Source organism: Rhizobium sp. B230/85 (assembly GCF_019355735.1).
Classification (GTDB): Bacteria; Pseudomonadota; Alphaproteobacteria; order Rhizobiales; family Rhizobiaceae; genus Rhizobium; species Rhizobium rhododendri.
This window is the reverse complement of sequence record NZ_CP072156.1, coordinates 2,311,591-2,332,518: the sequence shown is the minus strand read 5'-3', so window position 1 is coordinate 2,332,518 and position 20,928 is coordinate 2,311,591. Positions and strand designations below refer to the sequence as shown.

Sequence of the window (20,928 nt, the reverse complement as noted above, 5' to 3'; positions counted from 1 at the left end):
TTAAGGTCCTGGCACCCTGAGCGTGCGTAAATTCTGACTGCAGCGCTGCAAAGCGCGCAACGCAAACTTTGAAGATGGATTACAGACATGCTTGAAATCAGAAACCTCCACGCCCGCATCGCCGAAGACGGCACCGAGATCATTCGTGGCCTCAACCTGACGGTGAAGGCCGGCGAAGTCGCTGCCATCATGGGGCCGAACGGCTCCGGCAAGTCGACCTTGTCCTACATACTCTCCGGTCGCAGCGACTATGAAGTCACCGAGGGCGAGATCCTTTATAACGGTGAAAGTATCCTGGAACTCGACGCTGCCGAACGCGCGTCGAAGGGGATTTTCCTTGCGTTTCAGTATCCGGTCGAAATCCCGGGCGTGGCCACCATGCAGTTTCTCAAGGTGGCGATGAACGAACAGCGCAAGGCGCGCGGCGAGGAAGAGCTGAAGACGCCGGATTTCATGCGCCTCGTCAAGGAATCTGCAGCCAAGCTTCAGATCGATACCGCGATGCTGAAGCGGCCGCTGAACGTCGGCTTTTCCGGCGGTGAGAAGAAGCGCGCCGAGATCCTGCAGATGGCGCTGCTGCAGCCAAAACTCTGCATCCTCGACGAGACGGACTCGGGCCTCGACATTGACGCCCTGAAGATCGTTGCCGATGGCGTCAACGCGCTGCGGTCTCCGGATCGCGCCACCATCGTCATCACTCACTACCAGCGCTTGCTGGATTACATCGTGCCTGACACGGTCCATGTTCTCTACAAGGGCCAGATCATCAAGACCGGCGACAAGACGCTGGCACACGATCTCGAAGCCAATGGCTACGCCGATATCATTGGCGCTGCAGCCTGATAGGGCGGAAAGGACGACGTCCATGAACATGCAGACGACGACCCGCCTGACGGCAGCCGAATTGGCGCTGATCGAGGCCTACAACACGCAACTCGGCGAACTGCCGGGCAATGGCGACGTTTTCGCGCTGCGCGACCGGTTGCTGGACGAGCTGAAGACGGCCGGCCTGCCGACGCGCCGCGTCGAGGCGTGGCATTACACCGATCTGAAAAACCTCTTGCGCTCAGTACCGGAGGCTGCGACGTCCGGCCGCGTCGAGGAGCTGGAACCGCTTGTGCCTGGTTCGGCGGTTCTCACCGTCTCGCAAGGCCTGAGCGGTACCCTCTCGGCGCCTGCCGGCGTGACCGTGCAGCCCTATGCCGATAGTCTGATCGACGGCAGCGCGACCGCTGGCCTTGATGCGCTCGACAGGGACGATGCCATCGGCCGTATCAACGGCAGTTTTGTGCGCGACGGCTATGTCGTTGACATTGCGGCGGAGACGAAGCTCGAGGCGCCGCTTGAAATCCAGTTTATCCATGCCGGCGGACAGATGCACAGCCGCTTGCCGGTGACATTCGGTGCCCGCTCCTGTGTGACATTGATCGAGCGTCACCGTGCGGTGACTGCGGATGCCGCGCTTGTCTCGGCAGTCAGCGAAGTCCGCATCGGCGAAGGCGCCGAGGTTACCTGGGTCATCCTGCAGGAGCAGGGCGCTGACGATACCCATCTCGGCCAGATCCGTATCGATCTCGGCAAGGATGCAAAGCTGACGCTGTTTGTCGTCAATGCCGGCGGCAAGCTTGTGCGCCAGGAGCTGCACATCGCTGTCACAGGCGAGGGTGCGGACCTGCAGCTGCGCGGCGTTAACCTCCTCGGCGGAGAGACCCATACGGACGTCACCATGACGCTCGGCCATAACGTGCCGAATACGACGTCGAAGGAAATCATCCGCAACGTTGTGTTCGACAGGGCTCGCGGTGTCTTCCAGGGCATGATCCGTGTTGCTCTCGATGCCCAGAAGACCGATGCCAAGATGTCGTGCAACACGCTGTTGTTGTCCGACGACGGCGACTTCTCGGCAAAGCCGGAGCTGGAGATCTTTGCCGACGACGTCCAGTGCGGCCACGGCGCGACCGTCATCGATATCAACGACACCCATCTCTACTACCTGATGGCCCGCGGTATTCCCGCCAGCAAGGCACGGGCGATGCTCGTCAGCGCCTTCGTCATCGAGGTGGTCGAGGAACTTGAAAACGAAGCCCTGGTCGGGGCGCTGAAGGGCATCATCTCGACCTGGCTCGAAAAGCACGCCTGATTGGATCCCATGATGGACAAGATCACCACTGCCACCACTTATGACGTCGAGGCCATCAGACGGGATTTTCCGATCCTGTCGAAACAGGTCTACGGCAAGCCGCTCGTCTATCTCGACAACGGTGCCTCGGCGCAAAAACCGCAGGTGGTGATCGATGCCATTTCGAATGCCTATTCCAACGAATATGCGAACGTCCATCGCGGGCTCCACTACCTCTCGAATGCCGCTACGGAAGCCTACGAGGCGTCGCGTGAAAAAGTGCGACGGTTTCTGAATGCACCCGGTATCGACGATATCGTCTTCACCAAAAATGCCACGGAGGCGATCAACACTGTCGCCTATGGCTGGGGAATGCCGCATATCGGTGAAGGCGACGAGATCGTGCTGACGATCCTTGAGCATCACTCGAACATCGTGCCGTGGCACTTCATCCGGGAACGGCAGGGCGCCAAGCTCGTCTGGGTACCGGTCGACGACGAGGGTGCGTTTCATATCGAGGATTTCGAGAGAAGCCTGACGGAGCGAACCAAGCTCGTCGCCATCACCCATATGTCGAACGCACTCGGTACCGTGCTGCCGGTCAAGGAAATTTGCCGGATCGCCCACGCGCGCGGCATCCCCGTGCTTGTCGACGGTAGCCAGGGCGCGGTGCATCTGCCGGTCGACGTGCAGGACATGGATTGTGACTGGTACGTGGTAACGGGTCACAAGCTGTACGGCCCCTCCGGTATCGGCGTGCTTTACGGCAAGCAGTCGCGCCTGCGCGAGATGCGGCCATTCCAGGGTGGCGGCGAGATGATCATCGACGTCGGCGAGGAGGCGGTGACCTACAACGACCCGCCCCACCGGTTCGAGGCAGGCACCCCGCCGATCGTCCAGGCAATCGGGCTCGGCTACGCGCTTGATTACATGGACAGCATCGGACGCGAAGCCATTGCCCGCCATGAGGCCGATCTTACCGCCTATGCATCCGAACGCCTGCGCGCCATCAATTCACTGCGGATCTTCGGCAATGCACCCGGCAAGGGAGCTATCTTCTCGTTCGAACTGGCCGGCATCCATGCTCACGACGTATCGATGGTGATCGACCGGCAGGGCGTCGCCGTCAGGGCAGGGACCCATTGTGCCCAGCCGCTCTTGAAACGTTTTGGCGTCACCTCCACATGCCGTGCATCGTTCGGCATGTACAATACCCGCGCAGAAGTCGACGCATTGGCCGATGCGCTCGATCATGCACGAAAATTCTTTGCCTAGAGCATTTCTGCCGTTCATCTATACACAGAAGTGCTCTATCTCTCTGTTTTTACGCATTTCCGGATGTAAAGCCGCTACGTACATTTGCCGGAACTGCTCTAAGGAGTGCCCGAGATGAGCCTGGATAACAGCGAACAGACGACCGACGTGCGCGAAGGCATCGTCCACTCCAGCATTCCGGCCGACGAGCTGGCGCGCCTGAGCGATGATGTTATTGCGGCCCTGAAGACGGTTTACGATCCGGAAATCCCGGCTGATATCTTCGAACTCGGCCTGATCTACAAGATCGACATAGAGGACGACCGGATGGTGAAGATCATGATGACTCTGACCGCTCCCGGCTGCCCGGTTGCCGGCGAAATGCCCGGCTGGGTCGAGAACGCCGTGGGTGCGGTGGAAGGCATTTCCGGCGTCGAAGTCGGCATGACCTTCGACCCGCCATGGACGCCCGCCCGGATGTCGGAAGAAGCGCAGGTTTCCGTCGGCTGGTATTGATCTTGCCGTAAAACCCCTCATCAGGTAATTTCGACCAGGAGGTTCAGAAATGTCTGGTCATAAGGTTGTTGCAATCGATGTTTCGCCCGAGATGCAATCCATAGTTCAGGATGCCGTCGACTCCGGCGAATATGTTTCGGTTTCGGACGTATTCGAAGCTGCATTGAATGATTGGCAGGCACGTCGCAACGGGCACGATCTCACAGATACGAAGCTCGGCGAACTTTGGGACGCTGGGATTGCCAGCGGCCATCCGACAGATGGCGAAAAGGCGTTTTCCCGTACACGTGCTGAATTGGTAACGCGTCTCGCCGCGAGCCGTTCGTGAGTTTCTGGGTCCGTCCTCTGGCGGAGGCGGATATCATGGGAATAGCTTTATACATTGGCGAGCGAAATCCAGCCGCAGCGCTGAAGTGGTATGACGGGATCTACCGTAAATTCAGACAATTGGGCGCGATGCCGGGTACAGGCGTGGCTAGAGACGAACTACGAGAGGGCTTAATACGCGTCCTCATTGATCAGAACCCATCGGCCCATTCTCTGCGTCCGATGGACATGATCCGCCAAGGCTGGCTCTCGAGTTTGCGCCAGGCGTCGCAGCAATGGGCAACGATATCGTCGTAGGATTTGAAGATGCGGTTGGAAAGCCAGTTCTCGCGCATGAAGAGCCAGAGATTTTCAACCGGGTTCAGCTCTGGCGATTTCGGCGGCAGCGGCAGAATAGTGATGTTGGTGGGGACAACGAGTGCGTTGGACATATGCCAACCGGCCTGGTCCATGATGAGGATGGCATGTGCGCCATCGGCGATGTGACGGGATATTTCTGCCAGATGCTGGGTCATTGCGTGGGTATCACACCACGGCATGACGAGAGCGGCGGCCTTGCCGAGCTTGGGGCAGATGGCACCGAAGATGTAGGCGGAGCGGGTTCGCTGGTCATGCGGCGCGAACGGCCTTGAGCCTCGCTTTGCCCAGCGACGGGTGATCTTGTTCTTTTGCCCTATCCGGGCCTCGTCTTGGTACCAAATTTCTATTCGTTTTCCTTGTGCCACTCCGCTCGCAATCTCTGCCACTGCGGCGGGGAAGTTTTTTTAAACTCCTCAATGGCTTGAGGGTCCTGCTCATGATGTTTCGGTCGCGCAGCCAGCTTGCGATAACCAAGGGCACGCACCTCCCGGCTCAGCGTCTGTTGGCTCACCGAGACACGAAAATCTTCCCAGAGCCATTGGGCCAGATCACACAGCCGCCAGCGCACGACCCCGTCGAGATAGGGCGTCGGACCCCGCTCAATGGCCTTTGCCAGTGCGGCCCGCTGAACATCGTTCAACCGTGACCGGGGTCCTGGAGCCTTGCCATCGATCAGCCCCTCGGGGCCATTGGCATTGAACCGCAAGACCCAATCGCGCACGATCTGCAGCGTCACATTGCCCAGCCGCGCCGCATCCGAGCGTGAGCCTCCCTCATAGATCGCGGCAAGTGCCAAAAGACGACGTGCTTGAGCCGCATGCTTGCTTTGGCGGGCCAGACGCCGAAGACCTTCCGCGTCAAAATCTGCACGTAATGAAATCGCCGCTCCCATCGCAAACCTCCAGTTTGTGCCAGAGATTCAGATTCATCGCCTTTTGGGAAGCCCAAGAGTCGAACTCAGCGAGGGCGCGTATAAGACTGTCAGCAGTTGGTCGATACCTCATTCTTTACCGTGAAGATGTCGATGGTGTGGAAATCGTCCGGGTGGTGCACGGTGCGCGCGACTTGCCGAAGCTGGTTTAGCTATTGATCCAAGCATGGCGTGGTATTACATCTTGGAAGACGAAGCACCGGGCCTTGAACCCGGTTGCCACAGGAGACTAGGCCGATGGGCTTTGCAGTTATGACCATGACCGAAAGCGCGGCGGATCGCGTCAAGGCGATTGTCGGGAATTCCGGGCCGGATGCCAAGGGCGTTCGCGTCGGCATCAAGAAGGGTGGCTGCGCCGGGATGGAATACACCATCGACATGGTGACCGAAGCCAATCCCGAGGATGATCTGATTGAGCGCGACGGGGCCAAGGTCTGGATCGAGCCGTCTGCTGTACTCTTTCTGCTCGGAACCGAGATGGGTTTCGAAACGACGACGCTGCGCTCCGGCTTCATCTTTACCAATCCCAACCAGACCTCCGCCTGCGGCTGTGGCGAATCGGTCGAACTCAAGCCTGCGGATCTCGCAGCGCTCGCCTCCCAGCGCGAGGCGTCTGTTGCAGCCATTTAATCTCTTATTGCCGCCGTTGGACAAAGGCCGCCGTCTCGGGCGGCCTTTGCTTTTCTTGCTCCGTTCGCTGCTGCCGGCAGGACCGGTGATGTAGCATGTGGCTGATACTGTTTCTGAAGGGCGCGCTGCTCGGGATCATCATCACCGCGCCGCCGGGGCCGATTGGTACCTTGTGCATCAACCGCACGCTGGAACGCGGTTTCTGGGCCGGCGCTGCATTGGGCCTCGGGACGGCGCTCGGCGATGCGAGCTACGCCCTGGTTGCCGTTGGCGGGCTGGCTATATTTGCAGACGTGCTCGCGAAGATCGCTTTGCCGCTGGCATTCTGTGGCGGGCTGCTGCTGATCTGGCTCGGCTACAAGAGCCTCGACCGCGACCCGATTGCGGCTGCGGATATCGGCGCCGCCGATCTTTTTCGAACGACCGTCGCGACATTCTTCCTGACCATTTCCAATCCGGCGACGATCATTTCCTTCGGTGCACTTTTTGCAGCCTTCGGTCTTGCCCATGAGAGCAGCGCTGCGAGTGCAGCGTTTATCGTCGGGGGAGCGTTTACCGGCTCGGTCGCCTGGTGGCTGTTCCTCAGCGGCGCGGTTCGTCTGGCGCGCGACCGGCTGTCGGACCAGTTTGCCGACAAGGTCGGGCGGGTCTCGGCCTACCTGCTGATCGGCTTCGGTGCTCTGGCGCTTTGCGTTGCGAGCTACAAGTTCTTCGCTTGAAAAATGGCCCCGGTTCGATCCGGGGCCATCTGTCTTTATTCTGCTGCTTCGGCGTAGTCCTCGACGGGCGGGCATGTGCAGATGAGGTTGCGGTCGCCGTAGACGTTGTCGACGCGGTTGACCGGTGACCAGTATTTGTCCACGCGGAAGGCGCCGGGCGGATAGCAGGCCTGATCGCGGGAATAGGGCCGATTCCATTCGCCGACGAGGTCTTCGACCGTGTGCGGCGCATTTTTCAACGGGTTGTTAGTCCTGTCCATCCGGCCGTCCTCGATGGCGCGGGCCTCGTCGCGAATGGCGAGCATGGCTGCACAGAAGCGGTCGAGTTCGGCCTTGGTTTCCGACTCGGTCGGCTCAATCATCAACGTGCCGGCCACCGGCCAGCTCATCGTTGGGGCATGGAAGCCGCAATCGATCAGCCGCTTGGCGACATCGTCGACGGTCACGCCGGCGCTGTCGACCAGCGGCCGCGTGTCGATGATGCATTCATGCGCCACACGACCGGCCTTCGATGTGTAGAGCACCGGATAGGCGTCCTTCAGTCGCGCCGCGATGTAGTTGGCGTTGAGGATCGCCACTTTCGTTGCCTGCGTCAGGCCTTCGCCGCCCATCATCAGGCAATAGCTCCAGGAGATCGGCAGGATCGAGGCAGAGCCGAAAGCTGCAGCAGAGACAGCGCCGGGGCGACCGTCCGTCTGCGGATGGCCCGGCAGGTAGGCTGCCAGATGCGCCTTGACGCCGATCGGACCCATGCCGGGACCGCCACCGCCATGCGGGATGCAGAAGGTCTTGTGCAGGTTCAGGTGACTGACGTCGGAACCGATATCGCCGGGTCGGGACAGACCGACCATAGCGTTCATGTTGGCGCCGTCGAGATAGACCTGGCCACCGTGCTTGTGGACGAGTTCGCAGATCTCCTTCACCGTCTCCTCGAACACGCCGTGGGTCGAGGGATAGGTGATCATGCAGCAGGAGAGATTTGCCGCATGCTGCTCTGCCTTGGCGCGGAAATCATCCATGTCGATATCGCCGTCGTCCCCGACCTTGACGATCACCACCTTCATGCCGGCCATCTGTGCCGAGGCCGGATTGGTGCCGTGGGCAGAGGTGGGGATCAGGCAGACGTCGCGGTGATCGTCGCCGTTGGCACGGTGGTAGTTACGGATGGTCAGGAGACCGGCATATTCCCCTTGCGCCCCGGAGTTCGGCTGCATCGAGAAGGCATCGTAGCCGGTGACGGCGCAGAGCTTTTCGGTGAGGTCGTCGAGCATGGCGCGATAGCCGAGCGCCTGGTCGTCGGGCACGAAGGGGTGGATATCGGCAAGTTCCGGCCAGCTGATGGGCAGCATCTCGGCTGTGGCGTTCAGCTTCATCGTGCAGGAGCCGAGCGGGATCATCGAACGGTCGAGCGCTAGGTCCCGGTCCGACAGCCGCCGGATATAGCGGGTCATTTCGCTTTCTGCGCGGTTCATGTGGAAGATCGGATGCGTGAGGTAGGGGCTGGTACGCAAAAGGTCCTTCGGCAGGCGATATTCCGGGGCGAAGTCGGCGAGCTCGAACGTGCCGCCGAAGGCACGCCAAACTGCTTCCAGCGTTGCAGGGCGGGTCCGCTCGTCGAGGCTCATGCCGATTCGGGTTTCGCCGATCTTGCGAAGGTTGACCCCCTCCGCGACAGCGGCGCGCAGGATCAGCGCCTGCATGTGACCGACATCGACGGTGATGGTGTCGAAGAAGGTCTCTGGCTCGATGGTGTAGCCGAGCTTTTCGAGGCCCTTGGCCATCAGCACGGCCTTCTGGTGCACCTGCTGGGCGATGGCCTTGATGCCCTGGGGACCGTGGAAGACCGCGTACATCGAGGCCATGACGGCGAGCAGCACCTGGGCGGTGCAGATGTTGGAAGTCGCCTTTTCGCGGCGGATATGCTGTTCGCGCGTCTGCAGCGAGAGCCGATAGGCGCGGTTTCCGCGAGCGTCGAGCGAGACGCCGACCAGGCGACCGGGCATCGAGCGCTTTTGGACATCCTTGACGGCCATGTAGGCGGCGTGTGGGCCGCCGTAGCCGACGGGTACGCCGAACCGCTGCGACGAACCAATGGCTATATCTGCGCCCATTTCTCCGGGCGACTTCAGCAGCGTCAGCGCCAGGATGTCGGCGGCGACCACAGCGATCGCGCCCGTCTGGTGCAATCTGGAGATCAGGCCGGTGAAATCGTGGATGTGGCCATGGGTGCCGGGATACTGGAAGATGGCGCCGAAGACATCGACGGGGTCGAGATCGGTGAAGGGATTGCCTGTTATGACCTGCCAGCCCAGCGGCTCGGCGCGGGTCTCGATCAGTGCGATTGTCTGCGGGTGGCAGGCGGCATCGACGAAGAACGCCTTGGCCTTCGATTTCGACACGCGCTCGGCCATCGCCATGGCTTCGGCGGCAGCGGTGGCCTCATCCAGAAGCGAGGCGTTGGCGACGTCGAGGCCGGTGAGATCCGTAATCATGGTCTGGTAGTTCAGCAGCGCCTCTAGCCGGCCTTGGCTGATTTCCGGCTGATAAGGCGTGTAGGCCGTGTACCAGGCGGGGTTCTCCAAAATGGTCCGCTGGATCACAGGCGGAGTGATCGTGCCGTAGTAGCCCTGGCCTATCAGCGAGACGAGCAGCTTGTTCTTGTTGGCAGTCTCGCGCAGCTTGTCGAGCGCCTCGCGTTCGGTCATCGCTGGCCCCCAGGCGAGCGGCGACGTCTGGCGGATCGCTGGCGGCACGGTGGCGTCGATCAGCGCATCGAGGCTCTTGTAGCCGACGACCTTCAGCATCGCCGCCATTTCCTCGGGCGAAGGACCGATATGACGGCGGTTGGCGAAATCATACGGCTGGTAGTCCGTAAAGGTAAACTCAGTCGGCGTATTCATCAGGCGGTGAGCTCCTTGTAAGCGGCTTCGTCCAGCAGCGTGTCGACATCGGAGGCATTGGCGAGCTTCAGCTTGAAGAACCAGCCCTTGCCCATCGGGTCGGAGTTGACCAGCGACGGATCTGCGACGATCGCTTCGTTGACTTCGGTGATTTCACCGTCGAGCGGGGAGTAGACGTCGGAGGCGGCCTTGACGCTCTCGACCGTCGCAGCATTGCCGGCCTTCGTCAGAGTGGCGCCGATCTCCGGCAGTTCGACGAAAACGAGGTCACCAAGCTGGTCGACGGCGTAGGTGGTAATGCCGACCGTGGCGATGCCGCCTTCGATGCTCAGCCATTCGTGCTCTTCGGTGAACTTCAACATGGAAATATCCTCTCTGGGAAACCGGTATTAGCGTTTGTAAGTCGGGGTGATGAAGGGAAGGGCGGTGACGACGAGGGGCAGGAATTTCCCGCGCACCTCGGCGAAAATCGATGTTCCGGGCGTAGCGAGAGCTGTCGGCACATAGCCCATGGCCACGGGGCCATCGACGCTCGGGCCGAATCCGCCGGAAGTGACCTCGCCGATCTCCGTCGAGCCTTCGGCATCGCTGTAAAGTTTGGCATGGCCGCGAACCGGCGCCTTGCCCTCCGGCTTAAGTCCGACGCGACGGCGCGACGCGCCATTATCGAGTTCGGCCAGGATACGTTCTGCACCCGGAAAGCCGCCGGCACGAGCGCCGCCATTGCGACGGACTTTCTGGATCGCCCATTCCAGCCCTGCCTCGACGGGCGATGTGGTGGTGTCGATGTCGTTGCCATAGAGGCATAGGCCGGCCTCGAGCCGGAGGGAATCGCGGGCGCCGAGGCCGATCGGCTGCACGTCGGGGTGGTCGAGCAGCCATTTGGCCACCGTTTCGGCCTTGTCTGCCGGAATGGAAATCTCGAAACCGTCCTCGCCGCTGTAGCCGGAACGCGACACCAGGCAGGGTACGTCGTGCAGGCCGACATCGCGGACATCCATGAACTTCATTTCCGAGAGACCCGGCCAGAGCTCCGACAGCGCTGCCTGCGCACGGGGGCCCTGGAGCGCAGCGAGGGCGCGGTCCAGCAGCGTGATCTCGCACCGATCGCCGATATGTTTCTGCAGATGGGCGAGATCGGCGTCCTTGCAGCCGGCGTTGACGATGACGAACAGATGGTCGCCGCGATTGGCAATCATCAGGTCGTCGAGAATTGCGCCGCTGTCATCGGTAAAGAAGCCGTAGCGTTGACGTCCCGCCTTGAGGCCGAGGATGTCGACGGGCACCAAGGTCTCCAGCGCCAGGGCCGCATCCTCGTAAGTGCCTGAACGGGCGTGGATGATGATCTGGCCCATGTGCGACACATCGAAGAGACCCGCCGCTGAGCGCGTCTGCAGATGCTCCTTGAGGACGCCGGCCGGATATTGCACCGGCATGTCGTATCCGGCGAAAGGCACCATGCGGGCACCCAGTGCAATGTGCAGCTGGTGCAGGGCTGTCTTTTTCAGGGCAACTGTCTCGGTCAAACGACGCCTCCGGCGTTTGCACTTCTCTCGAAGCGCGGGCTCATGGATCCGGCGCAATGGCGCCTTGGTGATGAGCCCCCTCTGTCCGTTCGCCTGAGATTGTTATCCCTTCGGCGAGCACCGTCAACGCGGCGCCTCTCTCCAGAGTTTCGTCTGCCCCCGACTGGTCCTTGGGCCTGAGAGTTTCCGGGGCGGTTGCTCCTTCGGCACCGGCATCGCCGGATTCTCCCAATCGGGTTGGAAGCCATTATCGGGCGGGCGCTGGCGTTGGCAAGTGGAAATGTCGCGATCCGGCAGTTTTTTGTCGCGGCGTTCCGGCATTCGCGATGCCTGCGCGGCAGCGTTGCAAGTTCGGGCCAAACATCCCATCATCCGGCGATAGCATACGATGTGAAACGCGCATCGCCAGACTGGAGAACGCCATGCAGAAACACCACTCGCTCAGAGTTTTAGCACTCGCCTTGGTGCTGCTTGCGTCGGGAACCTCGATAGTGCTGGCGCAGAGCAGTGATATGAAAAATATGTCTGGCATGTCGATGTCCAGCCCGGAACCTGTCGGCACAGCGGCGGTCAAGGCAGGCGATCTCGACATCACCGGCGGCTATGTCAGGGCGATGTTGCCGGGGCAGCCGGTCGGCGGCGGATACGTGACGATCCACAATGGTGGCAGCAGCGAAGAGCGGTTGGTCTCCGTCTCGTCTCCGGCGGCAGCGAAAGTCGAGCTTCACGAAATGACGATGAAGGACAACATCATGCGGATGCGCGAACTGAAGGATGGCATCGTGATCGGCCCGGGCGCGACGGTCGTGCTGTCGCCGAACACGCTTCACATGATGTTCAAGCAAGTGAGGGCGCCCTTCAGACAAGGCGGTGTCGTGCCGGTTATGCTGACGTTTGAAAAAGCCGGAGCGGTTTCGATGTCGTTGCCGGTGGAGTCAGCGAGGGGCAACTAGGCGGAACGGCAAGTCAGTCGTTCTCGGCGTAAGAATCCAGCGCGTGCTGGAGCGTGGAGCGCGGCTGGCGGCTGCCTTCATTCATCAGGTCGAGGCCAATGGTCGTTGCCTGAATGATCGGCGAAATGCTTTCGACGTCGCTGTCATCAACACCATCCCGCAGTCGGCGCAGCGCTTCCTTGCGCGCAGTCCGCTCGGCGATGGCAGGCGGAACCAGCGTCGGCTGTTTGGTCATGTCAGCGGCCCAGGATGCCATGTAGGCGGAAACGTTGACGACTTCGACCATTACGAGATGTCCAGACGGAGAAGCATATGGAACCTTATCGCGACGATCTTCTTGCGCGCTGAAGAAAACCGGTGGTATTTTATGGATCGCCAAACGAATGAGGCTTTGCCGATTTCTACCTTGGCGGGATCGCAATCCTTCGGTAACAGCACCTCATGTTTCAAGTTCTTCTGGTCGCTTTCGGCGGCGCAATCGGCTCTGTCCTCAGATATTATGTCGGCATCTGGGGTTTCAGGATCGGCGGGCCTGCCTTCCCCTGGGGGACGCTGACCGTCAACGTCGTCGGCTCTTTCATCATCGGGGTGTTTGCGGAGCTCATCGCCCGCAAATATGGCGGATCGGACAATCTGCGCCTTTTGCTGATGACCGGGCTTGTCGGCGGTTTCACCACGTTCTCCGCATTTTCGCTCGACACCATCGCCTTGGCCGAGCGTGGCAATGTCGGTCTTGCATTGCTATATGTTTTCGTCAGCGTCGGCGTGTCGCTCTGCACGGTCTTTGCAGGCCTCATGGTGGCGCGGGCACTGACCTGATCTGGCAAAACCGGGCCGGAAAGCGTAACAAACGACCAATGGCGACGATTCCGGTTTCCACTTTGCCGAAAAATGCTCTAAAGCGACGGCAAAAGGCCGGCTTAGGCCGAGACCTCATCGTTTGAAAGAAGAAGCATGGCCGGGATTGAGCATAGACTAGTCGAGCCGGAAGAGTCGGGCATGCGCCTTGACCGCTGGTTCAAGGTGCATTTTCCGGGCCTCGGATTCGGGCAGCTGCAGAAACTGCTTCGCTCCGGCCAGGTGCGGGTCGATGGCGGACGCGTCAAGACCGACGCGCGTGTCCAGTACGGACAGACCGTCCGCATTCCGCCGATGGATATCGACGAGAAGATCATCAAGGGCGGCCCGATCAGCGGCGGCGACCTGAAGAACGACGACGACGGCGATCTGCTGGCCCGCATGCTCCTGCACGAGGACGAGAAAGTCTTTGTACTCAACAAGCCGGCCGGCCTCGCCGTGCAGGGCGGCTCCGGCCTTCACCGTCATCTAGACAAGATGCTCGAAGCCTGGACCAGCAAGAAGGGCGAAAAGCCGCGTCTGGTGCACCGCCTCGACCGCGACACGACCGGTGTGATCGTTGTCGCCCGCACCCGCGGTGCAGCGCAGAAGCTGACAGCGGCGTTTCGCGAGCGCGACACGAAAAAGACCTACTGGGCGCTGGTCAAGGGCGTACCGCGCAAGCACGAGGACAAGATCTCCAGCTGGCTGGTGAAGGAAGCGACACCGGACGGCGATCGGATGCGCATCGCCAAGCACGGCGAAGACGGCGCCGATCATGCGATCAGCTATTACCGTGTGCTGGAAACAGCTGCGCAGACTATGGCATGGCTTGAGATGGAGCCCTATACGGGCCGTACCCACCAGCTCCGAGTTCATGCGCTGGGCATGGGCCATCCGATCATCGGCGATCCGAAATATTTCGAGGAAGACCACAACTGGCCTTTCCCCGGCGGTATCCAGAAGCGGCTGCATCTGCATGCCCGCCACATCGATATACCGCACCCGAACGGCGGACGGCTGCGCGTGACGGCACCATTGCCGCCACACATGGTGCAGAGCTGGAACCTGCTCGGCTTCGATCTCTCGCCCTATGAAAACAACGAAGAATGAAGCTCGTTCTCTTTGACTGCGACGGTACGCTCGTCGACAGCGCGCGCCTGATCCATGAGGTGATGGCCCGCACCTTCGTCGACTTCAAGCACAAACGGCCGGACATCGCTTCGACCAAGTCGATCATCGGCTTGACGCTCGATATCGCCATTGCCCGCATGCTGGGCCGTCAGCATGTCGACGACGAGGCGGTGGCCATGATGGCTCATTACAAGACCATCTACACCGATGTGCGCGATGAGCCGGGCATGGATACGCCGTTGTTCGACGGTATACGGCCGCTGGTCGATACGCTGGTTGCGCGCGGCGACGCGTTGACGATCGGCGCAGTCACCGGCAAATCCCGTCGCGGGCTGACCGAGATCCTCCACATGCACGGCCTTGCGCCGCATTTCGTCGTTTCGCGCACAGCCGACGACTGCCCGTCGAAGCCGCACCCCGCTATGGTGACCGAGTGCTGCGAGGAAACCGGCATCTCTGCCCACGATACGGTTGTCATTGGCGACGCGATCTACGACATGCAGATGGCCAAGGCCGCCGGTGCAACGGCGATCGGCGTCGCCTGGGGCTATGCAGCAATAGAAGACCTGCTTGCAAGCGGTGCAGACGCCATCGCCCACCATCCGAACGACCTGCTGAGCCATATTGTCTGAGGCTATCCGATGCGCGAAGATCTGACAGATTTCACCCAGCAGCTGAGCGATCCCGACCCGGTTCGCCGGGCACAGATGGCCATGAAGAAGCCGCTGCCGAAGCGCTTCTACAAGGAGGTAGGCGTTCGCCAGGGCGAGGGTGGCTTTGCAGTCGAACTCGACGGTCGTCCCGTGAAGACACCGGCCCGCAACGCACTGAGCGTTGCAAACGCGGTGCTGGCAGATCGGATCGCCCGGGAATGGCGGGCCCAGGCTGATTTCATCGACCCGATGACGATGCCGGTCACGCGGCTGGTCAACACGGCGCTGGATGGGATCGCCAAAGATCCCAAGGCCGTTTCCGACGACATCGTCCGATACAGCGGCATCGATCTCATCTGCTACCGGGCGCATACGCCGGTCGAACTCGTCCGGCGCCAGGCAGAGCGCTGGGACCCCGTACTGGACTGGGCAGATGCGACATTCGGGGCCCGGTTTCTGCTGGCCGAAGGCGTGATACATCGGGAGCAGCCGAAAGAGGCCATCGACAAATTCGAATCAGCGCTCTCGAAATACGGAAACCCGCTGCAACTGGCAGGCCTTCATACCCTGACGACGCTGACGGGATCGGCGATCCTCACACTGGCGTTTGCTGAGGGATATCTTCCGGCAGAAGAAAGCTGGTCGCTGGCACATCTTGACGAGGACTGGACGAGCGAACAGTGGGGTAGCGATGCAGAAGCGGAGCACCGACGGTCGCTGCGGTTTGCAGAATTTCTGACCGCTGCCGAGGTTTTTCGTCACGCTTTGGCGGAATAGTGTTGATTTGCAATCCGTTATAGCGAAGGTTGAGGCCTAACGGGCGTAGCGTGATGATCGGCAGCAAAATTTCTTTCTCCACCAAGGTTCGGCTGTTGCCGGCGCTGGCAGCATGCGTGCTGCTGTCCGCGTGCTATCATATGCCGCCTCTGAACCCGCCGCCCGGGCCTGTCTACGATGTCCGCAGTGTCACTGTCGTCTCCGCGAATGGCGCGTCTCCGAGGCTGCTGTCTGAGGTCAGCACACGGGTGAACGCCGCGATTGCTGCCACCAAGCGTGCTGTGACGGAGGGTGCCGTGGCACTCACCATCCACATCACACAATCCGAGCGGGCACAGGGCTACGAGAAGAACCGCAACTCCGCAAAGGTCGATATCGACGCCAGTGCGATCGATACAGGCTCGGTGGTTGCCGTGAACTCCTTCGAGTCGACAACGTTTTCGGCCGATAGCGATGCAATAGACGACCTCATGGCCGAGGATATTGCCGCGCGCATTCGTGCGGCCTACGGGCTTACGGCGCCGCGACCGGATAACTGACGGGTCCGGAAGCGACCGAGGCGTGAGACGACAGACCCTGAAATGCGGTTGGACCTGAGGCTGGCATGAAAGACATTCTGGAGGAACTGGCAGAACGCCGCGAGGCGGCCAGGCTCGGCGGGGGACAGGTTCGCATCGATGCACAGCATGCGCGGGGGAAGCTGACAGCACGCGAGCGGATCGACGTGCTTCTCGACGACGGATCGTTCGAAGAATTCGGCATGTTCGTCCAGCATCGCTCCAGCGACTTCGGCATGCAGGACAACCGTATTGCCGGCGACGGCGTAGTGACAGGCTGGGGTACGGTCAGCGGCAGGACGGTGTTCGTCTTTGCCAAGGATTTCACCGTCTTCGGCGGCTCGCTTTCCGAAGCGCATGCGGAAAAGATCATCAAGCTGCAGGACATGGCGCTGAAGAACCGGGCGCCGATCATCGGTCTCTACGATGCCGGCGGTGCCCGTATCCAGGAGGGCGTCGCAGCACTTGGCGGCTACGCCGAGGTCTTCCAGCGTAACGTCCTTGCATCTGGCGTGATTCCGCAGATCTCGGTCATCATGGGCCCCTGTGCCGGTGGCGACGTCTACTCGCCGGCCATGACCGATTTCATTTTCATGGTGCGCGACACGTCCTACATGTTCGTCACCGGGCCTGACGTGGTCAAGACGGTGACCAACGAGACCGTGACGGCAGAGCAACTCGGCGGGGCGTCGATCCACACGACGAAATCGTCGATCGCCGACGGCGCCTACGACAACGATATCGACACCCTGCTGCAGGTGCGCCGGCTGATCGACCTGTTGCCGCTTTCCAACACCGCGCCGGTGCCATCGATTGTCAGTCACCAGTCGGTGACTGACATGGATATGTCTCTGGATACGCTCGTCCCTGCCAGCGCCAACAAGCCGTATGACATCAAGGAACTTATCCTCAAGGTGGCGGACGAGGGGGACTTCTTCGAGATCCAGGCAAGCTTTGCGAAGAACATCGTCTGTGGGTTCGGCCGGATCGAGGGATCGACGGTCGGTTTCGTCGCCAACCAGCCGATGGTTCTGGCCGGCGTGCTCGACAGCGACGCCTCTCGCAAGGCCGCCCGCTTCGTGCGCTTTTGCGATTGCTTCAACATTCCCGTCGTCACCTTCGTCGATGTGCCTGGATTTCTCCCCGGCACGGCGCAGGAATATGGCGGGCTGATCAAGCATGGTGCCAAGCTGCTGTTTGCCTATGCGGAGGCGACGGTGCCGAAGCTGACCGTTATCACCCGCAAGGCGTTCGGCGGTGCCTATGATGTGATGGCGTCCAAGCATCTGCGCGGCGATATCAATTATGCTTGGCCAACTGCGCAGATCGCGGTGATGGGGGCCAAGGGGGCGGTCGAGATCATTTTCCGTAAGGATATCGCCGACCCGGACAAGATCGCGGCGCATACCAAGATGTACGAGGATCGTTTCCTGTCACCCTTCGTCGCCGCCGAGCGAGGCTATATCGACGAGGTCATCATGCCGCACTCAACCCGCAGGCGTTTGGCCAGGGCGCTGAAGATGCTGCGGAACAAGGACCTGTCGAACCCCTGGAAGAAGCACGACAACATTCCCCTGTGACGACAAGTCGCGGATTTTACACGAAAAATTGATGTGGTGTCAGAAGCTGTGTCTTCGTGGAATCGAAGCCTCAGGTTAACGGTGGCGCGGGAGCTTTCAACCGGAGATTTTCATGGCATTTTTTGATCGATTAAACCAATACCAACCCTACGCGCTCACCGTCCTTCGCATCATGACGGCGCTGCAGTTCATCGAGCACGGCACGCAGAAGCTTTTTGCCTTTCCGAACGGCGAGCACGCCGGGCCGCTGACGGCGCTATCTCTGACCCAAGGTATTCTCGAAGCATTCGGTGGCCTGCTGTTCCTCTTCGGCCTCTTCACCCGCCCGGTTGCCTTCATTCTCTGCGGCAACATGGCCGTCGCCTATTTCATGGCGCACGCACCGAAGGATTTCTTTCCGGTCAACAACGGTGGCGATGCTGCCATTCTGTTCTGCTTCGTCTTCCTGTTTTTCGTGTTCGCAGGCCCGGGCCTGCTGGCCGTCGACAATCGCAAGAAGTAAAAGGCTCGAAGCGGGGAAGCGCTCGTCTTCCCCGCTTCGATACCAACCCAAGTTTTCGCGTCTAGACCGATTTTCCTAGACCAGCCGCTCGGCGTGCCATTTCAGGTGATCGTCCATGAAGGTCGAGATGAAATAGTAGGAATGGTCGTAGCGCTCGTGCATGCGCAGCGTGAGTGCGATGCCGGTATCTTCGGTCGCTGTCTCGAAAAGCCATGGGCGCAGGCCGGTGTCCAGATAGCCGTCGGCCTTACCCTGGTCGATCAGGATTTCCGGAAAGCGGGCGCCGTCCTCGACGAGCGCGCAGGCGTCGTATGCCCGCCACGTCGCCTGATCTTCACCGAGATACTTTTTGAAAGCACCGGTCGACCAGTCGGCGGTCATCGGCGCGACGATGGGCGCGAAAGCACTGCAGCTCCGAAAACGGTCGGGGTTCTTCAGGGCGATCGTCAGGGCGCCGTGGCCACCCATGGAATGTCCAAAGATGCCCTGGCGTGTCATGTCGACGCGGAAATGCTGGGCGACGAAGGCCGGCAGTTCCTCGGTGATGTAGGTATACATCTGGAAGTTTGCAGCCCATGGCATTTGGGTGGCATCCAGGTAAAAACCCGCACCCTTGCCCATCTGCCAGTTTGTGAGTTCGTCGGGCACATCGTTGCCACGCGGGCTTGTATCAGGGCAGACAATGATCAGGCCGAGCTCCGCCGCCATCCGCCGATATTCCCCCTTTTCCATGACGTTGGCATGGCTGCAGGTGAGGCCGGAGAGGAACCAGACGACCGGGCAGGGCCGTTCGATGGCCTGCGGGGGCACAAAGACGGCAAACGTCATCTCGCACTGGCAGGCTTCGGACTCGTGAGAGTATACGCCCTGCATTCCGCCGAAAGCGGTAACCTGGGAATGGACCTTCATGTGGGATCTCCAGTCGGGGGGACTTGGGCTTTCGCCCGCCGGCAGAGCCGGTCGAATGTTTCGAGGAAGCTGGACCGGTCGCGCGGCGAGAAGGCTGCGTTGTAGCCCTTGCTCTCGCCGGTCTCGCGCAGATGGGCGCCAAGATCGCGCATTGCCGTTGCCATGCCGATGTTGCCCGTGTCGAAGACGCGTCCCGTCGGACCCGTTACGAGGGCACCGGTCGCAACACAGCGCCCGGCCAGCGGCACGTCGGCAGTGACCACCACGTCGCCAACGCCGCAATGCTCCGCAATCCAGTCGTCAGCGGCATCGAAGCCGTTGGAAACGATGACATTTTTGATCATCGGATCTCGTGACGGGCGCAGGCCTGAGTTGGCGACGAAAGTCACTTCGAGATTGTGCCGTTTGGCAACCTTCAGGACTTCAGGCTTCACCGGGCATGCGTCGGCATCGACGTAAATCATAAGACGGTCCATTTTCAAGACGGGAGGGCAGCCGGAAGGCCGCCCTCGACCAGATCAGTACAAGACGACGCTGCGGATGCTTTCGCCCTTGTGCATCAACTCGAAACCCTTGTTGATGTCGTCGAGCGGCATCGTGTGGGTGATCATCGGATCGATCAGGATCTTGCCGTCCATGTACCAGTCGACGATCTTCGGCACATCCGTGCGGCCGCGCGCGCCACCGAAGGCCGTGCCCATCCAGGAGCGGCCGGTGACCAGCTGGAACGGGCGGGTGGAGATTTCCTGGCCGGCGCCGGCAACGCCGATGACGACGGACTTGCCCCAACCCCGATGAGACGATTCCAGCGCCTGGCGCATGACCTTGGTATTGCCTGTGCAATCGAACGTATAGTCGGCGCCGCCGATGGTGTCGCCGTTGCGCTTGGTCATATTGACGAGATAGGGAACGATGTCGTCGCCGACATCCTTCGGATTGACGAAATGCGTCATCCCGAATTTCTCGCCCCATGCCTTGCGGTCGTTATTGAGGTCGACGCCGATGATCATGTCGGCGCCGGCGAGCCTCAGACCCTGCAGCACGTTGAGCCCGATGCCGCCGAGGCCGAAGACGATGGCCGTCGAGCCGATCTCGACCTTTGCCGTGTTGATGACGGCGCCGATACCAGTCGTCACGCCGCAGCCGATGTAGCAGATCTTGTCGAACGGCGCGTCGGGATTGACCTTGGCGAGCGCGATCTCGGGAAGGACCGTGTAGTTGGCGAAGGTCGAGCAACCCATATAGTGGTGGATCTTGTCCTTGCCGATGGAAAAGCGCGACGTGCCGTCGGGCATGACGCCCTGGCCCTGGGTGGCACGGATCGAGGTGCACAGGTTGGTCTTGCGCGAAAGGCAGGAATAGCATTCGCGGCATTCCGGCGTGTAGAGCGGGATGACGTGATCGCCCTTCTTGACGGAGGTCACGCCGGGGCCCACGTCAACAACGATGCCGGCGCCTTCATGGCCGAGAATCGCCGGGAAAAGGCCTTCGGGATCGGCGCCGGAGAGCGTGAAATCATCGGTGTGGCAGATGCCGGTCGCCTTGACCTCGATCAGCACTTCGCCGGCGCGAGGGCCTTCGAGCTGGACGGTCATGATTTCGAGCGGTTTTCCTGCCTGAACGGCAACGGCGGCGCGTACGTCCATCGTCTGTCTCCTGGTGATTTGCACTGGATTGTCGAGTGCGGCGACATTGCACGGCGCGCGGCTGCGGCTCAAGCGAAAAATCAGATACTTAGCCGGGT

23 protein-coding genes and 1 riboswitch are annotated in these 20,928 nt (G+C 60.9%); of the genes, 15 read left to right on the top strand and 8 right to left on the bottom strand.

Annotated elements, in window-relative coordinates; all coding sequences use genetic code 11:
• Positions 1 to 87 precede the first annotated feature (87 nt).
• The 5 genes from sufC to J5289_RS11360 all read left to right on the top strand — a co-directional run bounded on the left by sufC (position 88) and on the right by J5289_RS11360 (position 4,217).
• Positions 88 to 843, top strand: coding sequence for a Fe-S cluster assembly ATPase SufC (gene sufC, locus J5289_RS11380; RefSeq protein ID WP_142822795.1), 756 nt, complete (start codon positions 88 to 90; stop codon positions 841 to 843).
• A gap of 22 nt (positions 844 to 865) precedes the next feature.
• Positions 866 to 2,140: a Fe-S cluster assembly protein SufD gene (gene sufD, locus J5289_RS11375; protein WP_209183818.1), complete on the top strand. Its 1,275-nt coding sequence runs from the start codon at positions 866 to 868 to the stop codon at positions 2,138 to 2,140.
• A gap of 12 nt (positions 2,141 to 2,152) precedes the next feature.
• Positions 2,153 to 3,394 carry a cysteine desulfurase gene (locus J5289_RS11370; protein WP_209183817.1) on the top strand — a complete coding sequence of 414 codons (1,242 nt, stop codon included), beginning with the start codon at positions 2,153 to 2,155 and terminating at the stop codon, positions 3,392 to 3,394.
• Positions 3,395 to 3,508: 114 nt separating this feature from the next.
• The gene (locus tag J5289_RS11365; protein WP_209183816.1) at positions 3,509 to 3,889 is read left to right on the top strand and encodes an SUF system Fe-S cluster assembly protein; all 381 of its coding nucleotides are present in this window, start codon (positions 3,509 to 3,511) and stop codon (positions 3,887 to 3,889) included.
• 49 nt (positions 3,890 to 3,938) lie between these two features.
• A complete protein-coding gene (locus tag J5289_RS11360; RefSeq protein ID WP_209183815.1) occupies positions 3,939 to 4,217 on the top strand; it encodes a type II toxin-antitoxin system ParD family antitoxin in 279 nt (92 codons plus the stop codon).
• Between the two features lie 190 nt (positions 4,218 to 4,407).
• Here J5289_RS11360 and J5289_RS11355 read toward each other — a convergent pair.
• Positions 4,408 to 5,468 (bottom strand): IS630 family transposase gene (locus J5289_RS11355; protein ID WP_374108560.1). Its coding sequence is split into 2 segments (ribosomal slippage): positions 4,408 to 4,938 and positions 4,941 to 5,468, totalling 1,059 coding nucleotides; the frame shifts between segments, so codons are not numbered across the junction.
• A 276-nt stretch (positions 5,469 to 5,744) separates the two neighbouring features.
• Here J5289_RS11355 and sufA point away from each other — a divergent pair.
• Both sufA and J5289_RS11340 read left to right on the top strand, forming a co-directional pair.
• Positions 5,745 to 6,137 (top strand): Fe-S cluster assembly scaffold SufA, encoded by a 393-nt coding sequence (sufA, locus tag J5289_RS11345; RefSeq protein ID WP_209206555.1) that lies wholly within the window; start codon positions 5,745 to 5,747, stop codon positions 6,135 to 6,137.
• 95 nt (positions 6,138 to 6,232) lie between these two features.
• Positions 6,233 to 6,856 carry a LysE family translocator gene (locus J5289_RS11340; protein WP_209183812.1) on the top strand — a complete coding sequence of 208 codons (624 nt, stop codon included), beginning with the start codon at positions 6,233 to 6,235 and terminating at the stop codon, positions 6,854 to 6,856.
• Positions 6,857 to 6,891: 35 nt separating this feature from the next.
• Here the strand turns inward: J5289_RS11340 and gcvP are convergent, their stop codons facing one another.
• From gcvP to gcvT, 3 genes are read right to left on the bottom strand one after another with little or no spacing between them, the layout of a single operon-like run.
• Positions 6,892 to 9,756: an aminomethyl-transferring glycine dehydrogenase gene (gene gcvP, locus J5289_RS11335; protein ID WP_209206556.1), complete on the bottom strand. Its 2,865-nt coding sequence runs from the start codon at positions 9,754 to 9,756 to the stop codon at positions 6,892 to 6,894.
• Positions 9,756 to 10,118 carry a glycine cleavage system protein GcvH gene (gcvH, locus tag J5289_RS11330; protein ID WP_142822779.1) on the bottom strand — a complete coding sequence of 121 codons (363 nt, stop codon included), beginning with the start codon at positions 10,116 to 10,118 and terminating at the stop codon, positions 9,756 to 9,758. The genes gcvP and gcvH overlap by 1 nt, the downstream gene beginning before the upstream one ends.
• A 27-nt stretch (positions 10,119 to 10,145) precedes the next feature.
• Positions 10,146 to 11,282 carry a glycine cleavage system aminomethyltransferase GcvT gene (gene gcvT, locus J5289_RS11325; protein WP_209183810.1) on the bottom strand — a complete coding sequence of 379 codons (1,137 nt, stop codon included), beginning with the start codon at positions 11,280 to 11,282 and terminating at the stop codon, positions 10,146 to 10,148.
• Positions 11,283 to 11,436: 154 nt separating this feature from the next.
• Positions 11,437 to 11,523, bottom strand: a riboswitch (glycine riboswitch).
• 181 nt (positions 11,524 to 11,704) lie between these two features.
• Here gcvT and J5289_RS11320 point away from each other — a divergent pair.
• Complete coding sequence (locus J5289_RS11320; RefSeq protein WP_209183809.1) at positions 11,705 to 12,235, top strand: copper chaperone PCu(A)C; 531 nt, start codon at positions 11,705 to 11,707, stop codon at positions 12,233 to 12,235.
• Between the two features lie 13 nt (positions 12,236 to 12,248).
• Here the strand turns inward: J5289_RS11320 and J5289_RS11315 are convergent, their stop codons facing one another.
• Positions 12,249 to 12,521, bottom strand: a complete 273-nt coding sequence (locus tag J5289_RS11315; protein ID WP_111221918.1) for a hypothetical protein — start codon at positions 12,519 to 12,521, stop codon at positions 12,249 to 12,251.
• A gap of 155 nt (positions 12,522 to 12,676) precedes the next feature.
• Between J5289_RS11315 and crcB the strand changes: the two genes are divergently transcribed.
• The 7 genes from crcB to J5289_RS11280 all read left to right on the top strand — a co-directional run bounded on the left by crcB (position 12,677) and on the right by J5289_RS11280 (position 18,275).
• Positions 12,677 to 13,054 (top strand): fluoride efflux transporter CrcB, encoded by a 378-nt coding sequence (gene crcB / locus J5289_RS11310; RefSeq protein ID WP_209183808.1) that lies wholly within the window; start codon positions 12,677 to 12,679, stop codon positions 13,052 to 13,054.
• A gap of 135 nt (positions 13,055 to 13,189) precedes the next feature.
• Positions 13,190 to 14,185 carry an RluA family pseudouridine synthase gene (locus tag J5289_RS11305; protein WP_111221920.1) on the top strand — a complete coding sequence of 332 codons (996 nt, stop codon included), beginning with the start codon at positions 13,190 to 13,192 and terminating at the stop codon, positions 14,183 to 14,185.
• A complete protein-coding gene (locus J5289_RS11300; protein WP_142822773.1) occupies positions 14,182 to 14,838 on the top strand; it encodes an HAD-IA family hydrolase in 657 nt (218 codons plus the stop codon). The genes J5289_RS11305 and J5289_RS11300 overlap by 4 nt, the downstream gene beginning before the upstream one ends.
• Before the next feature lie 9 nt (positions 14,839 to 14,847).
• Positions 14,848 to 15,636: an ATP12 family chaperone protein gene (locus J5289_RS11295; RefSeq protein WP_209183807.1), complete on the top strand. Its 789-nt coding sequence runs from the start codon at positions 14,848 to 14,850 to the stop codon at positions 15,634 to 15,636.
• A 53-nt stretch (positions 15,637 to 15,689) separates the two neighbouring features.
• Positions 15,690 to 16,175 carry a hypothetical protein gene (locus J5289_RS11290; RefSeq protein WP_209183806.1) on the top strand — a complete coding sequence of 162 codons (486 nt, stop codon included), beginning with the start codon at positions 15,690 to 15,692 and terminating at the stop codon, positions 16,173 to 16,175.
• A gap of 65 nt (positions 16,176 to 16,240) precedes the next feature.
• Positions 16,241 to 17,773, top strand: a complete 1,533-nt coding sequence (locus J5289_RS11285; protein WP_209183805.1) for an acyl-CoA carboxylase subunit beta — start codon at positions 16,241 to 16,243, stop codon at positions 17,771 to 17,773.
• Positions 17,774 to 17,885: 112 nt separating this feature from the next.
• Positions 17,886 to 18,275, top strand: a complete 390-nt coding sequence (locus J5289_RS11280) for a DoxX family protein (protein ID WP_111221925.1) — start codon at positions 17,886 to 17,888, stop codon at positions 18,273 to 18,275.
• Between the two features lie 75 nt (positions 18,276 to 18,350).
• Here the strand turns inward: J5289_RS11280 and fghA are convergent, their stop codons facing one another.
• From fghA to J5289_RS11265, 3 genes are read right to left on the bottom strand one after another with little or no spacing between them, the layout of a single operon-like run.
• A complete protein-coding gene (gene fghA / locus J5289_RS11275) occupies positions 18,351 to 19,184 on the bottom strand; it encodes an S-formylglutathione hydrolase (protein WP_209183804.1) in 834 nt (277 codons plus the stop codon).
• The gene (locus tag J5289_RS11270) at positions 19,181 to 19,648 is read right to left on the bottom strand and encodes a YaiI/YqxD family protein (protein ID WP_209206557.1); all 468 of its coding nucleotides are present in this window, start codon (positions 19,646 to 19,648) and stop codon (positions 19,181 to 19,183) included. Before J5289_RS11270 ends, fghA begins: the two co-directional genes overlap by 4 nt.
• Positions 19,649 to 19,702: 54 nt before the next feature.
• Positions 19,703 to 20,830: an S-(hydroxymethyl)glutathione dehydrogenase/class III alcohol dehydrogenase gene (locus tag J5289_RS11265; protein WP_209183803.1), complete on the bottom strand. Its 1,128-nt coding sequence runs from the start codon at positions 20,828 to 20,830 to the stop codon at positions 19,703 to 19,705.
• Positions 20,831 to 20,928: the final 98 nt, after the last annotated feature.